Source organism: uncultured Zoogloea sp. (genome assembly GCF_937894855.1).
Taxonomy (GTDB): domain Bacteria; phylum Pseudomonadota; class Gammaproteobacteria; order Burkholderiales; family Rhodocyclaceae; genus Zoogloea; species Zoogloea oryzae.
Window position 1 is genome coordinate 1 of the sequence record NZ_CALAYQ010000212.1, and the last position, 15825, is coordinate 15825.

At 69.4% G+C, this 15825-nt stretch carries 10 protein-coding genes; 2 read left to right on the forward strand and 8 right to left on the reverse strand.

The features are described 5' to 3' along the window. A partial coding sequence (locus Q0672_RS23415; RefSeq protein WP_298626715.1) for an ABC transporter transmembrane domain-containing protein occupies window positions 1–901 on the reverse strand: 901 nt, incomplete at its 3' end. Between the two features lie 225 nt (window positions 902–1126). On the opposite strand from Q0672_RS23415, the gene cphA (Q0672_RS23420) reads away from it, so the two are divergent. Next, window positions 1127–3322, forward strand: coding sequence for a cyanophycin synthetase (gene cphA / locus Q0672_RS23420; RefSeq protein ID WP_298626718.1), 2196 nt, complete (start codon window positions 1127–1129; stop codon window positions 3320–3322). Window positions 3323–3396: 74 nt separating this feature from the next. Continuing rightward, entirely contained in the window at window positions 3397–5973 is a 2577-nt protein-coding gene (gene cphA / locus Q0672_RS23425; protein WP_298626721.1) for a cyanophycin synthetase, read from the forward strand. A gap of 65 nt (window positions 5974–6038) precedes the next feature. On the opposite strand, the gene Q0672_RS23430 is transcribed toward cphA (Q0672_RS23425), so the two are convergent. The 7 genes from Q0672_RS23430 to Q0672_RS23460 form a co-directional block, all read right to left on the reverse strand. After that, window positions 6039–7583 carry a glycerol-3-phosphate dehydrogenase/oxidase gene (locus tag Q0672_RS23430; RefSeq protein WP_298626724.1) on the reverse strand — a complete coding sequence of 515 codons (1545 nt, stop codon included), beginning with the start codon at window positions 7581–7583 and terminating at the stop codon, window positions 6039–6041. Window positions 7584–7589: 6 nt separating this feature from the next. After that, the gene (glpK, locus tag Q0672_RS23435; RefSeq protein ID WP_298626727.1) at window positions 7590–9086 is read right to left on the reverse strand and encodes a glycerol kinase GlpK; all 1497 of its coding nucleotides are present in this window, start codon (window positions 9084–9086) and stop codon (window positions 7590–7592) included. 78 nt (window positions 9087–9164) lie between these two features. Continuing rightward, on the reverse strand, window positions 9165–10043 hold the full coding sequence (locus Q0672_RS23440; protein ID WP_298626730.1) for a hypothetical protein: 879 nt from the start codon (window positions 10041–10043) through the stop codon (window positions 9165–9167). Between the two features lie 54 nt (window positions 10044–10097). Then, on the reverse strand, window positions 10098–12101 hold the full coding sequence (locus tag Q0672_RS23445) for a sigma-54-dependent Fis family transcriptional regulator (protein ID WP_298626733.1): 2004 nt from the start codon (window positions 12099–12101) through the stop codon (window positions 10098–10100). 302 nt (window positions 12102–12403) lie between these two features. Continuing rightward, the gene (locus Q0672_RS23450) at window positions 12404–14365 is read right to left on the reverse strand and encodes an AMP-binding protein (RefSeq protein WP_298626735.1); all 1962 of its coding nucleotides are present in this window, start codon (window positions 14363–14365) and stop codon (window positions 12404–12406) included. Window positions 14366–14469: 104 nt separating this feature from the next. Beyond that, window positions 14470–14973: an acetone carboxylase subunit gamma gene (locus tag Q0672_RS23455; protein ID WP_298626738.1), complete on the reverse strand. Its 504-nt coding sequence runs from the start codon at window positions 14971–14973 to the stop codon at window positions 14470–14472. Between the two features lie 25 nt (window positions 14974–14998). Beyond that, window positions 14999–15825: hydantoinase B/oxoprolinase family protein (locus Q0672_RS23460; protein WP_298626741.1), on the reverse strand; the 827-nt coding region annotated here is incomplete at its 5' end.

Sequence of the window (15825 nt, forward strand, 5' to 3'; positions counted from 1 at the left end):
CGATCCGCGACATCAGGTCGCCGGTGCGCTTGCCGCCGAAGTATTCGAGCGACAGGCCCTGGAGGTGCTCATAGGTAGTGATGCGCAGGTCGGCGCCGATGCGTTCGCTGGCCAGGGCGAGGATGTAGGTCTTGGCCCAGCCGAGGCTCCAGGCCACCAGCGCGGCGGCGAACAGGCCGCCGAGCAGCATCATGACCTTGTGGGTGTCGATGGGAACGCCGTTCTGGAAGGGGATCAGCACCTCGTCCATCAGCGGCATGGTGAGGTAGGGCGGCACCAGCGTGGCGCCGGTGGACAGCAGGGTGAGGATGAAACCGGCCAGCAGCTGGCCCTTGTACGGCCGGGCGAAGCGCCACAGGCGCAGCAGCGTCCAGGTGGACGGCGGGGTGTGGATCTCTCGGGCGCAGGTGGGGCATTCGTCGGTGCCCGGGGGCAGCGGTGCGTCGCAGGTGGGGCAGGTGAGGGGCTCGGGCGGGGCGGGCTGGCGGCCGGCCAGCACGCATTCGAGCTGGGCCTTGAAGCGGTCGGCCAGGTTGTGGGCTGCCGGATCGAGGGCCAGGGTGAAGCGCCAGCCGTCGAGTTTTGCGGTGGCGTCGATCAGGTCGAGGCTGGCGACGCCGGCCTGATCCCGGTGACGCAGCATCATGCCATCGCGGAATTCCCAGGAGCGCCAGTCCTGCGTCTCGTGATCCCAGCCGAGGAGCCGCTTCGAGGTGAGCGCGAGGAGGCCGCTGCGAAACTGCAGGCGGGTGTCGAGATCAAGGGCGAGGCTGGCGAGCACCTTCTCGTCCGGCGCCAGGGCGGCGTCGAGGCGGGGGCGCCACGCGTCGGGTACGGCGGGCCCCAGGTAGTCGGAATAGGCGGGAGCGGCGTGAACGTGGGGGGAGGACTCGGAATTCATCTTGGGGGACGCGATAAGGCCACAGCAAACGGCCAGCGTAGGGCAAAATTGCGAGCGAAGTTTACTGACTCGTTACAAGCGCGTATACCCGCATCGGGGCGTGGCTGCCTCACGTTGCGAATATTTTTGCGGTCGGTAATCCGGCGAGCCCTTGCTGCGTTATGCCCGGATCAGGCCCGAATTTGAAAGCCCAGCCTGCACGTTCGTTATCTCCACACCTTGCCCATGACCAACAAAACGATCGACTTCCTCAATATCCTCCACCTGCGCGGGCCGAACATCTGGACCTACCGCTCGGTTCTTGAAGCATGGGTCGATATCCACGACCTGGAAGATTGCCCGTCCAACGTCATCCCCGGTCTGCCCGACCGTCTCACCACGATGTTGCCGACGCTGATCGAACACCGCTGCAGCATCGGCGAGCGGGGTGGCTTCGTCAAACGCCTGCACGACGGCACCTGGCCCGGTCACATCCTCGAACACGTCACCCTCGAACTGCAGAACCTCGCCGGGATGTCCGGCGGCTTCGGCAAGGCCCGCGAGACCTCCGAGCGCGGTGTTTACAAGGTCGTCATCCGTGCCTGGCAGAAGGACGTGTCGCTGGCCGCCCTCAACATGGGCCGCGACCTGCTGATGGCCGCCATCGAGGATCGCCCCTACGACGTGGACGCCGCAGTGGCCAAGCTGCGTGACCTGGTGGACGACTACATGCTCGGCCCCAGCACCCGCTGCATCGTTGAAGCCGCGGCCGACAAGAACCGCCGCATCCCCTACATCCGTCTGCTGGCCGAGGCCAACCTCGTGCAGCTGGGCTACGGCGCCCGCCAGCGCCGCATCTGGACCGCCGAGACCGACCGCACCCCGGCCATCGCCGAGAGCATCGCCAGCGAGAAGGATCTCACCAAGACCCTGCTGTCCTCCTGCGGCGTGCCGGTGCCGGAGGGCGAGGTGGTCGCCAGCGTCGAGGAAGCCATCTCTGCGGCCGAGGACATCGGCTACCCGGTGGTGGTCAAGCCCACCGACGGCAACCACGCCCGCGGCGTGTTCACCAACATCATGACCGCCGAAGAGGTCGCCGCGGCCTTCCCGCTGGCCGCCGCCGAGGGTTCCGAGGTGATGGTCGAGCGCTTCATCAGGGGCACCGAGCACCGCATCCTGGTGGTGGGCGGCAAGATGGTCGCCGCTAACATGGGTGAGGCCGTGTCGGTGATCGGCGACGGCAAGTCAACCATCGACGAGCTCATCGAAACCCAGATCAACACCGATCCGCGCCGCGGCGTGGAGCACGAGTTCCCGCTGTACGTGATCAGCCTGGATCGCTTCCCGGCCGCGAAGATGGAAGTCGAGCGCCAGGGCTTCACCGGCAGCTCGGTGCCGCCCGAAGGCCACGAGGTGATGATCGTCCGCACCAGCAACATGGCCTTCGACGTGACCGACGAGGTGCACCCCGACACCGCCGAGCTGGCCTGTCTGGCCGCGCGCATCGTCGGGCTCGACATCGCCGGCATCGATCTGGTCTGCGAGGACATCTCCAAGCCGCTGGACCAGCAGCGCGGCGCCATCGTCGAAGTCAACGCCGGCCCGGGCCTGCTGATGCACATCAAGCCGGCCGTCGGCCAGCCGCGCCCGGTGGGCGAGGCCATCGTCGCGCACCTGTTCGAGAAGGACGAGGACTCGCGCATCCCGGTGGTCGGTGTCACCGGCAGCCGCGGCAAGACCCCGGTCGCTCGCCTGATCGCCCACCTGCTGCGCCTGTCGGGCCAGTACACCGGTCTTGCGTGCAGCGAGGGCGTGTTCCTCGATGGCCGTCAGGTCGAAACCCCCGAAGGCACCAACTGGGACGCCGCCGAGCGTGTGCTGATGAACCGCTCGGTCGAGGCCGCGGTGTTCGAGAACAGCTGCCGCAGCATCCTGTCCGACGGCACGGTGTACGACCGCTGCCTGGTGGGCGTGGTCACCAACGTTGATCCCGAGATGCATTTCGGCGAGTTCTACATCGACTCCGCCGAGAAGGTCTGGAACGTCTTCCGCACCCAGGTCGATCTGGTGCTGTCCTATGGTGTCGCGGTGCTCAACGCCGAAGACCCGGCGGTGGTCGAGATGGCCCCGCTGTCCGACGGCGAGGTGATCTTCTACGGGGTGGATGGCAACAACGAAGCCATCGTCGCTGCCCGCGCCGAAGGCAAGCGCGCGGTGTTCGTGAAGGACGGCGCGATCGTCCTCGCCACGGGCGCCGACGAAGCGCCGGTGGCCCGTCTGGCCCGGATCGCCATGCTGGCGAACGGTGCTGGCGAGAAGCCGGGCGTGCTGTCCAACCTGCTGGGTGCGGTGGCCGGCGCGTGGGCGCTGGGCGTGGCGCCGGAGATCATCCGCGCCGGCGTCAAGCCCTACGACCCGACCGCACCGCTGCGCGCCGACTGAACCCGGCCGGGCATACGAGATACGCGGCCGTCGGCATGGCGGCCGCCAGAACAAAGAGACAAGGACAGTCATCCATGGAAGTTTCCCGCATCCGTGCGCTGCGCGGCCCCAACCTGTGGAGCCGGCACACCGCGATCGAAGCCATCGTGTCGTGCACCGAAAGCGAACGTGACATCGATTCCATCCCCGGCTATGAGCCGCGCCTGCGCAACCTTTTCCCCGAAATGGGTTTCCTCGAGACCGACGGCCATCAGGGCTCGATCTCCATGGCCCAGGCGCTGGAGCTCGCCGCCCTCGGCCTGCAGGCCTGCGCTGGTTGCCCGGTAACCTTCAGCCGCACTGCCGCCACTCTCGAGAAGGGCGTGTATCAGGTCGTGGTGGAATACACCGAAGAGAAGGTCGGCCGACTCGCCTTCGAGCTGGCAATGGAGCTCATCAGCGCCGCCGCCACCGAAGACGGCGTGTTCGATCTGGCTGGCGCGCTGGCCCGCCTGCAGGAGCTCGACGAGGACGTGCGCCTCGGCCCCTCCACGGGCTCCATCGTCCAGGCTGCGGTGGCCCGGGGCATCCCGTACCGCCGCCTGACCGAAGGCAGCCTCGTGCAGTTTGGCTGGGGCAGCAAGCAGCGCCGCATCCAGGCCGCCGAAACCGACCTGACCAGCGCCGTGGCCGAAGCCATCGCCCAGGACAAGGAGCTCACCAAGACCCTGCTGCGCGCCGCCGGCGTGCCGGTGCCGCTGGGCCGCTCGGTCAATGACGCCGAAGACGCCTGGCTCGCCGCCCGCGAGATTGGCGGGCTGGTGGTGGTCAAGCCCCGCGACGGCAACCAGGGCAAGGGCGTGGCGGTCAAGCTGCGCACCAAGGAAGAAGTCCAGGCCGCCTTCAAGGTGGCCTACGAGATCAGCGACGACGTGATGGTCGAGCGCTACCTGCCGGGCCACGATTACCGCTTCCTCGTCATCGGCGACAAGCTGGTCGCCGCGGCCCGCCGCGAGCCGCCGCTGGTGATCGGCGACGGCCGGCTCACCATCCGCCAGCTGGTCGAGAAGGTGAACGCCGATCCGCGCCGTGGCACCGGCCACGCTACCTCGCTCACCAAGATCCGCTTCGACGAAATCGCCATCGCCACCCTCGAGAAGCAGGGCTTCAGCGCCGAATCCGTGCCGCCCAAGGGCAAGCGGGTGATCCTGCGCAACAACGCCAACCTCTCCACCGGCGGCACCGCCACCGACGTGACCGACGACGTCCACCCCGAAGTCGCCGAGCGGGCCATCGCCGCGGCCAAGAACATCGGCCTCGACATCTGTGGCGTGGATGTGGTGTGCGAGAACGTGCTCGAACCCCTCGAAGCCCAGAGCGGCGGCATCGTCGAATGCAATGCCGCGCCGGGCCTGCGGATGCACCTCCAGCCGTCCTTCGGCAAGGGGCGTCCGGTGGGCGAGGCCATCATCGCCAACATGTTCAAGCCCGGCGAGAACGGCCGTATTCCGGTGGTGGCCGTTGCCGGCACCAACGGCAAGACGACCACCGTGCGCCTCACCGCCCACCTGCTGGGCGTGGCCGGCAACACCGTGGGCATGACCAACTCGGACGGCGTGTACGTGGGCAAGCGGCGCATCGACACCGGTGACTGCTCCGGCCCGCGCAGCGCCCGCAACATCCTGCTGCACCCGGATGTGGACGCCGCGGTGTTCGAAACCGCCCGCGGCGGCGTGCTCCGCGAGGGCCTCGCCTTCGACCGCTGCGACGTGGCGGTGGTGACCAACATCGGCATGGGTGACCACCTGGGCCTGTCCTACATCAGCACGGTGGAAGACCTCGCCGTGGTGAAGCGCGTGATCGTCCAGAACGTGGCGCCCCATGGCACCGCGGTGCTCAACGCGGCCGACCCGATGGTCGTCAAGATGGCCGGCGCCTGCCCGGGCTCGGTGATGTTCTTCGCGGTCGATCCGGCTAATCACGTGCTCGCCACCCACCGCGCCCAGGGGCGCAAGGTGGTGTTCGTGGATGGCGGCGACATCGTGGCCTTTGAAGGTGGCGAGAAGTTCCGCGTGTCGCTGGCGGGCATTCCGATCACCCGCAACGGCACCATCAGCTTCCAGATCGAGAACGCGATGGCCTCGCTGGCAGCCGGCTGGGCGCTGGGCCTGGATGTGGAGACCATCCGCAAGGGCATGGCGACTTTCGTGAACGACGCCGCCACCGCGCCGGGCCGCTTCAACGTGTTCGACTACAAGGGCGCCACGCTGATCGCCGACTACGGCCACAATCCGGACGCGATCCTGGCGCTGGTGCAGGCCGTCGAGAGTATGCCGGCCAAGCGCCGCTCGGTGGTCATCAGCGGTGCGGGCGACCGCCGCGACGAGGACATCCGCGAGCAGACCCGCATACTCGGCAAGGTGTTCGACGACGTGGTGCTGTACCAGGACGAATGCCAGCGCGGCCGGGCCGACGGCGAGGTGCTGGCGCTGCTCCGCGAAGGCCTCGAAGGCGCGCCGCGCACCCGTGATGTGTGCGAGATCCGTGGCGAGTTCCTGGCCATCGACACCGCGCTGGCCAAGCTCGCCGCTGGCGACCTGTGCCTGATCCTGATCGACCAGGTGGAGGAGGCGCTGGAGCACATCGCCAAGCGCATCGCCGAGCTGGGCTGATCGACCGGGATTGTTGCTGATCTGGCAACAATCCCGCGCTGATTGTTGCAGTCAGCGGCCGGGTTTCACGCAACAGCCTGTTTCACGCAAAAGCCTTCTGCCAGCTGGTGGAAGGCTTTTGTACGTTCACGACGGCGTTCGTCGCTCCAGCCGAGCTCGTCGGCGACGATTGCGGCCACCGCCTCGGCGGCTTCGATGGCGGCCCGGGCGTCGATGAAGAGGGCGCGGTGACGGCGGGCGAGGATGTCCTCCACGTCCCGCGCCAGCTCGAAGCGTACCGCGTGGCGGAGCTCGGCTTCGGTGAGCGTGAGGCGCGGGTGGAGGCTCACGCCAGCGCCCGGCAGGGCGTCGGCCAGCGGACGATCGGTGCCGAGCACGTCGTCGGTCGGGTCGGCGGTGGCGCCGTGGAGGTGCAGGGTCGCGGTGGGGCTCGGGCGGCGGGGCAGCCGGGCGACGGCTTCGGCCTGATCGACGATCTGCCGTGCCATGTGCCGGTAGGTCGTCCATTTGCCGCCCGCCACCGACACCAGCCCGGTGGGTGAGGTGCGGATCACGTGCTCCCGCGACAGCGCGGCGGTGCTGCCGTTCTGGTCCGCGCCGATCAGCGGGCGCAGCCCGGCAAAGCCGCTGCGCACATCGGCCCGGGTGGGCGGGCGGCTCAGGTAGCGGCCGGCGGTGGCGAGGATGAAGTCGACTTCCTCGTCGAGGGGCAGGGGCTCCAGTGGGGTATCGCGGCGCGGGGTGTCGGTGGTGCCGAGCAGCACCTTGCCCTGCCAGGGGATGGCAAACAGCACGCGGCCGTCGGGGGTCTGGGGGATCAGCAGCGCGGTGTCGGCGGGGAGGAAATCCCGGTCGATCACCAGATGGGCGCCCTGGCTCGGGGCGAGTTGGGCGGGCGACTCGGGGTTGTCGAGACGGCGCACTTCGTCGGCCCACACGCCGGCGGCGTTGATGATGGCCTTGGCCTCGATGGCGAAGACTTCGCCGGTTTCGGCGTCCCGGGCGTCGACGCCGCTTATCCGGCCGGCCGCGTGGCGCAGGCCCGTGACGGGCAGGTAGTTGAGCGCCAGCCCGCCCAGGTCGAACACCGTGCGCATCAGGCTGATGGCGAGGCGCGCGTCGTCGAAGCGGGCATCCTGGTAGGCGATGCCACCGACGAGGCCCTCGCGACGCACGCCGGGCAGTGCGGCGAGGGTGTCGGCGGGCGACAGCAGCCGGCTGGGGCCCAGGCTGTGCCGCCCGGCGAGCCAGTCGTAGGCGGTGAGCCCGACGCCGAGCATCAGCCTGTCCCACTGGCGATACACCGGCACCACGAAGCGTTGGGGATGGACGAGGTGAGGCGCGTTGGCGAGGAGGATCGAGCGTTCGGCCAGGGCTTCACGGACGAGGCCGATCCGCCCCTGGGCGAGGTAGCGCACGCCGCCGTGGATCAGCTTGGTGGAGCGGGAGCTGGTGCCCTTGGCAAAGTCATGGGCTTCGAGGAGCAGGGTGAGATGGCCGCGGGCGGCGGCATCCACCGCGCAGCCCAGTCCGGTGGCGCCGCCGCCGATCACCAGCACGTCCCAGCAGGGCGTGGTGCGCAGATGGGCGAGCAGGGCGGGGCGGCGCATGGCGGGTCAGCCGGTGGCCCAGTCGCGGCTGCGCTCGACGGCCCGGTGCCATTCGGCCAGCCGGGGGTGGCGCCAGTCGTCGCTGCGGGCGGGCTCGAAGATGCGCTCGGCCCGCCAGTGGGCCGCAAGCTCGGCGGGGCTTTGCCAGACGCCCACCGCGAGGCCGGCAAAATACGCGGCGCCGAGGGCGGTGGTCTCGATCTGGCGCGGGCGGATCACCGGCACGCCCAGCAGGTCGGCCTGGGTTTGCAGCAGCAGGTTGTTGCGGGCAGCGCCGCCGTCGGCGCGCAGTTCGGCCAGGGGGCCGGCACCGTCGCGGTTCATGGCGTCCACCAGATCGACCGTCTGTAGCGCGATGGCGTCCAGCGCCGCGCGGGCGAGGTGGGCGCGGGTGACGCCGGCGGTGAGCCCGACCAGCGCGCCGCGGGCGGTGCCGTCCCAGTACGGGGCGCCGAGCCCGGCGAAGGCGGGCACCAGCACCGCGCCGTTCGTGTCGGGCACGCTTGCAGCGAGGGCTTCCACGTCGTCGGTTTGCTGGATGATTCCCAGCCCGTCCCGCAGCCAGCGCACCACCGCGCCGCCGATGAAGACGCTGCCTTCCAGCATGTAGGTGGCTGGCGCATTGCAGCCAAGCTGCCAGCCGAGGGTGGTCAGCAGGCGGTTGGTGGACGTGACGGGCTGGGTGCCGGTGTTGAGCATCAGGAAGCAGCCGGTGCCGTAGGTGTTCTTGGCGCTGCCCGGCGCGTGGCAGGCCTGGCCGAAGGTGGCGGCCTGCTGGTCGCCGGCCAGGCCGCCGATGGGGATCGCTGCGCCGAACAGTGCGGGATCGGTCTCGCCGATCACGGCGCTGGTGGGTACGACCTCGGGGAGCAGGGCGCGGGGGATGTCGAACAGCGCTAGGAGTGCGTCGTCCCAGCACTGGCGGTGGATGTCGAAGAGCATCGTGCGCGAGGCATTGCTGGGGTCGGTGACGTGGCGCCTTCCGCCGGTAAGCTGCCAAACAAGCCAGCTGTCGATGGTGCCGAAGGCGAGCTCGCCAGCTTCGGCCCGGCGGCGGGCGTCGGGGATGTGATCGAGCAGCCAGGCGAGCTTGGTGGCGGAAAAGTACGCGTCAAGCTCCAGCCCGCTGCGCACGCGGATCAGCGCCGCGTGGCCGGCGGTGCGCAGGGCTTCGCAGGCGGGCACGGTGCGGCGGTCCTGCCAGACGATGGCGGGGGCGATGGGCTGGCCGCTGCGGCGATCCCACAGCACGGTGGTTTCACGCTGGTTGGCGATGCCGATGGCGGCCACGTCGCGGGCGCTGAGGCCGGCGCTGGCCAGGGCGCGGCGGGCGCAGTCGAGCTGGGTGTGCCAGATCTCGAGAGCGTCGTGCTCGACCCAGCCGGGCTGGGGGTAGGACTGGTGGAATTCCTGCTGAGCCATGGCAAGGGCGGTGCCCGATTCGTCGAAGACGATGGCGCGGCTGCTGCTGGTGCCCTGGTCGAGGGCGAGAAGGACGGGCATGGCGTGCACTCCTCGAAACGGCGCCGGCTTCGGCGCGATCTTCAGGCTTGCAGCATACGCACTTCGGGGTGGCCGGCGCTAGCAGCCGCTGCCGGATTTTCGGGTGAAGCCGAAGCCGCCGCCGCCCAGGCTGGGCGGCTGGATGCAGATCATCAGCGCGAGGGAGCGGGCCGACTTGGCGATGTCCGGCGGGAAGGCCGAGAAGGGCGCGGCCTGATTGACCACCGACTTCACGAAGGCGATCTCTTCCTGCTGGTCGCCGCTGCGCACGACGATGAAGCTCTTCAGGCTGCCGTCCGGATTGAGGCGCACCTCCACCGAGGCCGGCTGAATGCCCCGGGCGCGGGGGTCGTTCTTCACGAAGCTGGCGCTGCGGTTGAGCTTCTTGACCAGGGAGTCCAGGTAGAACTCGAGGCTGAAGGGGTCGATGGGCGGGCTGTTGGGGATGCGCTCGATGAGGTCGAACGGGTCGTCCCGGTGACGGCGGCTTTCCCGTGCACCCTCGCGGGCACTTTCACGGGCGATCTCGCGGGCCATGCCGAGGGAGCGCTCGGCCAGGTCTGGCTTGGGTGGGGTGGGGCGGGCCTTGGCTTCGGTGGCGAGTTCGTCGAGGAAACTGTCCATTTCCTCTTTCTGGGCGACCGTCCATTTGGGCGTTGACTCGGCCGCGCGCTGCGTTGTGGTGGAGGGCTTGCGGGCGGTGAGGATGCGCGGCCTGTCGGGGGTCGGCGTGGGCTTGGCGGTAGGTTTTGCTTTGGGCCGGGGCGCCGGCGCAGGGGGACGGACGTCGGCCTTGGGTGCTGCGGCGGCGGGCGCGAGGCGTGCCTGCAGGGCGGGCTGGGGCGGTGTTTCGGGCTTTTCGACGTGAAGCAGCAGGACGAGCGCGTGCGCGGCGACGGAAACCGCCAGGGCGAACAACAGGCGGCGCGATGGAGCAGGACTGCGCAAATCGGACATCGGCCGGATTTTAGACCGGCCGATGTCCGAGCGCGATGCTTTTCGGCGTGGGCCTCAGACCGGCGCGCGCACCCGCTGGCGATCCGGTTCAAGGCCGTAGCGCTTGAGCTTGAGGTACAGCGTGCTCTTGGCGACCCCCAGCTGCCGCGCCGCGCCGGTGAGGTTGCCGCCGGTGGCGGCGATGGCGCGGCGGATCAGCTCCAGCTCGCCTTCGGCCATGCTGCACACCGCGGGCGCTGCCTTGGGCTGCGGACCGGTTGTGTTGTCGGCGGACACTTCACCGGAGCAGCCAGCGAGTTCGGGTGGCAGCGCATTGATGCCGATGACCGGGGTGCTGCTCATCAGCACCATGCTTTCGATGGCGTTGCGCAGTTCGCGCACGTTGCCCGGCCAGGCGTAGGCCTGCAGCCTTTCGAGCACACCGGGGCCGAGGGTGCGCGGGCCGGTGTGGTGGGCGGTGGTGAAGCGTTCGAGGAACAGGTCGGCGAGGGGCACGATGTCTTCGCTGCGTTCCCGCAGCGGCGGCAGGTGCAGGGTGGTGACCGCGACGCGGTAGTACAGGTCCATCCGGAAACGGCCGGCGGCGACCTCCTCGCGGAGGTTGCGGTGGGTGGCGGCGACGAGACGGAAATTCACCTTGCGCGGGGTGTTTTCGCCGAGGCGGTAGAGCTCGCCTTCTTCAAGCACGCGCAGCAGGTGGGGCTGCAGGTCGAGGGGCATCTCGCCGATCTCGTCGAGGAACAGGGTGCCGCCGTCGGCCGCCTCGATCTTGCCCATCAGCCCGCCCTTGCGGGCGCCGGTGAAGGCGCCCTCGGCGTAACCGAAGAGTTCGCTGGCGAGCAGGTCGCGGGATAGCCCGCCGCAGTTGAGCGCCACGTAGGTGCCGCCGGCGCTGGGGCTGGCTTCGTGGATGCCGCGGGCGAACTCCTCCTTGCCGACGCCGGTCTCGCCCAGCAGCAGCACCGGCACCCGCGAGCGCGCCAGCTGGCGTGCCTTGTCTACGGCGGCGAGGAGCGGCGGGTGGTGGCTGACGATGGAGGCGAAGTTGCGCGGCCGCGGGGCTGCCGGCCTGGCGGCTACGGCTTCAGGGCGGGGAGTGGGCCGCCCGCTGCGGGGCACGGGCATGACCAGCAGGGTGCCGATGTGCTGCCCCTTGCTCATCACCGGCACCAGCCAGTCGTCGCTCATCCAGGCGGGCAGCGGGCCGATGGGCGCGCTGGGGTTGCCGTGGGTGAGGGCCATCACCGGCAGCCGGGCGGGCGCCGCGACATTGAGATCCCCGCCCCGGGCGGCAATGGCGGCGGCCGCGTATTCGTTGATCTTGACTGGCCAGCCGCGCCGGTCGAAGAGCACCAGCCCGTCGCCGGCGCAGGCGCTCCAGCGGTCCATCGTGCCTTCGAGGAGGCGGTAGCGCAGCTCCATCTCCCGGGTGGCGAGGCGGTTCTCGATGCGGCTGGCGGTGGTGACGGCGAGGGCCAGGCTCTGCCGGCTGTAGGTTTCGGAGAGGCCGGAGACGTCGATCACGCCGAGGATTTCGCCATCCTGCGGGTGGCGGATGACCGCGGCGGAACAGGTCCAGCGCTTGATGCCGGCGCAGTAGTGCTCGGAAGAGTGGATCTGCACCGGCTGCCCGACGGCCAGCGCGGTGCCGATGGCGTTGGTGCCGCACAGGCGCTCGGCCCAGCTCACGCCGGGGACGAGCTGGATGGAGCTGGCGGTGTCCATCGTCGCCGGGTCGCCCTCCATCGTGAGGATGGTGCACCGGGTGTCGGCCAGCAGCATCATGGTGCCGGTTTCGGAGAGGAAATCCCGGGCGCAGGCCATCACCGGGGCGCTGGCTTCGAGCAGGTCGCCGTTGGTCTGGATGAGGTCGTGCAGGGCGTGGTCGGCGATGGGCGGCGGGGCGTGCTGGCGATCCGGGTCGACCCGCGCCTGCTGGCAGCGGCGCCAGGAGCGGTCCACCAGGCTGCGCAGGGTGTTGCAGCGGCCGTCGTCTCCCTTGAGGAAGGATTCCCAGGCGGTCATCACCGCGCGGTCGTTACAGGGATCGGAGAACAAGGCAGCCTCCGACACGGGATTCGTTCATGTCATCCTCCTTTGGTGGCGCCGGGCGGGGGCTGCGTCCGATGGAGGCAGCGGCGTTTGTTGTGGTGTGGCTTGCTCGACCGACCCGGGCATGACCGGTCTGTGCCGGTCAGGTTACAGATTAGCAAATGGGATGCCATTTTTCTGCAATGCCCGAAGACCGCGGTACAGGCGGATCTGCCGCGTGCACGGCGGGTGTCCGGCCCGTCCGACCGTCCGGAAATCGGACGGTCGGACGGGGGAAGCGTCCGATTTTCGGACGGTCGGACGGGCTGCTAGGCGCCGGGACGGCAGTGGCGGATGTGGTCCAGCGCGTCGGGCGATTCCAGCGAGGTAGTGTCGCCCGGCGGCTGGCCCAGGTAGGCGCTGCGCACCAGCCGGCGCAGGATCTTGCCGTTGCGGGTCTTGGGCAGGCTGCGGGTGAGGTGCACCCGGGCCGGGCGCAGTGGCTTGCCCAGCTGGGTGCCCACGTGGTCGGCGAGCTCGTGTTCCCACTCGGGCCAGGGCCGACCGGCGAGCCGGCGGGCGTCGGCCACCGTGACGAAGCACACCGCGGTCTCGCCCTTGACCGGATCGGGCACGCCCACGGCGACGGCCTCGGTGACCAGCGGATGGCCTACCAGCGCCGATTCGTACTCCGCCGGGCCGACGCGCTTGCCGGCGATCTTGAGGGTGTCGTCGCTGCGGCCGTGGATGTACCAGTGGCCGTCGGCGTCCACCTGCGCCCAGTCGCCATGTACCCACACGCCGGGCAGGCGCGACCAGTAGCTGTCGATGTAGCGGGCGTCGTCCTGCCAGAAGCCGGCGGCCATGCCGGGCCACGGGGCGCGGATCACCAGCTCGCCCACCTCGCCGTTGGCGGCCTGGCCGTCGGCAGTGGTGACGTCCGCCGCGATGCCGGGGATCGGGCCGGCGAAGGCGCAGGGCTTCTGGGGCAGGCCGGGGAAGCAGGCGAGGATGCCGCCGCCGATCTCGGTGCCGCCGGAGTAGTTGATGATCGGGCGGCGGCCCTGGCCGACGGTGTCGTAAAGCCAGCGCCACGGGCCTTCGTTCCAGGGCTCGCCGGTGGAGCCGAAGACGCGCAGGCTGTCGGGGAGCTGCCCCGGCAGCGCGGCGGGGCCGGCGGCCATCAGCAGGCGGACGAGGGTGGGCGACAGGCCCAGGTGGGTGACGCCGTGGCGGCGTACCAGATCCCACAGGCGATCCGGGCCGGGGTAGTCCGGCGTGCCCTCGAAGAGTACCAGCGTGGCGCCGCGCAAGAGCCCGCCGAAGACCAGCCACGGCCCCATCATCCAGCCCATGTCGGTGACCCACATGAGGGTGTCGCGGGGCTTGAGGTCGAAGGCCATCAGTTGATCTTGTGCCGACTTGATGGGAAAGCCGGTGTGGGTGTGCAGCACGCCCTTGGGCTTGCCGGTGGTGCCGGAGGTGTAGATGAGCATCAGCGGCGTGTCGGCCGGGTGGATTGCCGGGCCCTGGGTGGTGGGTACGTGGGCGATGAGTTGCTGGTAATCCACGGTGTGCCAGTGGCTGCCGTCCGGTGGGGTGGCGGCGGGGGATTCGCCCCGGGTGACGACCAGCAGGTTGCGCACCGTCGGGCAGCGGGCGACGGCGGCGCGGGCGTCGTCGAGCATAGGTACAGATTTGCCGCGACGTTGAAATGAATCGGCACAGATGAGCAGGCTGGCGCCCGCGTCCTGCAACCGGCTGGCCACCGAATCCGGTCCGTAGCCCGAGAACAGCGGTACGACGATGGCGCCGAGGCGGGTGGTGGCGAGCATCGCGACGACCGCCTCGGGGCACATGGGCAGATAGAGGGCGACCCGATCGCCGGCCTGGATGCCGAGCCCGGCGAGGCCAGCGGCGAGGCGGCGGGCTTCCCGGTCGAGCTCGGCGTAGGTGTGGGTCCGGGTGCGACCGTCGTCGGCCTCCCAGCGCAGGGCGGGGCGCTCCGGGTCTTCCCGGGCGACACGGCCGACGAGGTTGTCGTAGAGGTCGATGCGCGCGCCGACGAACCAGCGCGGCCACATGGGGCCGTCGGCGAGGTCGAGGATCTCGGTCCACGGCCTGGCCCACTGGATGCCGAGGGCGGTGACGACTTCGTGCCAGAAGCGTCGGGGGTCGGCGGTGGCCGTCTCACGCAATTCGTCGAGGCTCGCGTAGCGGTTGGTGCTGAGGAACTGGGCCAGGGCGGTGTCGGCGAAACGGACGCCGGTGGCGGTAAGTGGGGCGTTCACTGGGGGCTCCGTCTGGAAAAAAGACGGGGTGCGGCGTGGGCCGTACCCCGTTAAAGAAGAGAGAACTCGTCAGGCGGTGCCCGAGGGGGCACCGTCAGCCCGGATCAGGCGCGCTCGGGCACCGGGAGGCCCAGCCAGTCCTTGTAGAAGGCTTCGATGTCGGGCTCGAAGTCGTGGATCACCGGGTACCACGGGGTCGGGGCTTCCACGTCGTGCATGGTTCCGCAGGTGGGGCAGTAGTACTCACGGTAGGCCTGCCACTGGGTGTCGGGCGCCATCAGCTTCGGGTAGACCTCGGTCATCGCCTCCTCGGTGTCGCGCACGTAGATGGCGGCGTTCAGCTTCCAGTTTTCGCGGTAGTCGCCGAATACGTGGCCGCAGTCGCACTGGGTGACCCATTCCTTGGTCTTGGCGGACTGCACGATGTAGAGGTGCGGGCCCAGGGGCAGGACGATGCGATCCGGAAAATTCACCTTGGCCTGCAGGGCGCTGAGGTACTGCTCGAAGCGGCCCTGATCCTTGGGCATGGACAGCATGCGGAGGGTGGTTTCCCAGTCGAGCGTGCCCTCGACGAGGTGGGCGACCTGTTCGTTGGTGTAGGTAGTCATTTGTCTGGCTCCTTGGATGCGGTGATTACTCTTCGACCTGGACGACGGTGGTGACGTCCGGCAGCAGCGACAGGTCCATGCGGTGCTTGGCGCCGTAGGAGGGCACGCCCAGCTCTTCTTCCAGCAGCTGCCAGTCGGCCGGCAGGTTCCAGAACGCCTTGAACTGGTTGGTGAACTTCTCCGAGAGTGCGAAGCTGGTGGCGAACATGTGCTGCACCTGGGTGGCGGCGTGCTTGTTGATGATCCGCTCGCGTTCTTCCTTCATCCATTCGCGGGTCGGCAGGGCGCGGGCGAGGCGCTCCCGGCGGATCTCGGCGCGGCGGGCCTGGGTGGCGGCCGCATCGACGGTGAACACGCCCTTGGCGTCCTGGCTGAACACCGCGCCATACACCTTGCGGGCGTACTCGGGCAGCAGGAACTGCTGGTTGAGGTCGGCCTCGATGGCCTTCGGCTCGCGGTCGAGGGGATCGCCGAAGCCGGGGCCGCCGCGCAGGTAGTTGAGGTAGAGGTCGTGGTTGGCGTAGCAGTCTTCGGTGGTGATGCACTGCTTGTCGCGCTTCACGGTGGCGGTGGCGTCCAGGTGGCGCTCGTAGTCCGGGTTGCTCGGGTCGAGGTCGGCGCCCAGGGGCAGGGAGTCGCCGATGGCGATGCGCTTCTCGAGCCCGGTCTTGTGGGCCTCGAAGCGATAGCCGGTGGCCGACGGGTAGCCGCCCATCAGGCCCCAGTCGCTGTTCATGAAGCCGTTGCCCATGAAGAACATCGTCCAGTCCTGGGCGTTCCAGACCATGCGCAGGGTCTCGAAGCCGCAGCCGCCGCGGTACTTGCCGTAGCCGCCGGAGTTGGCCTTGACGT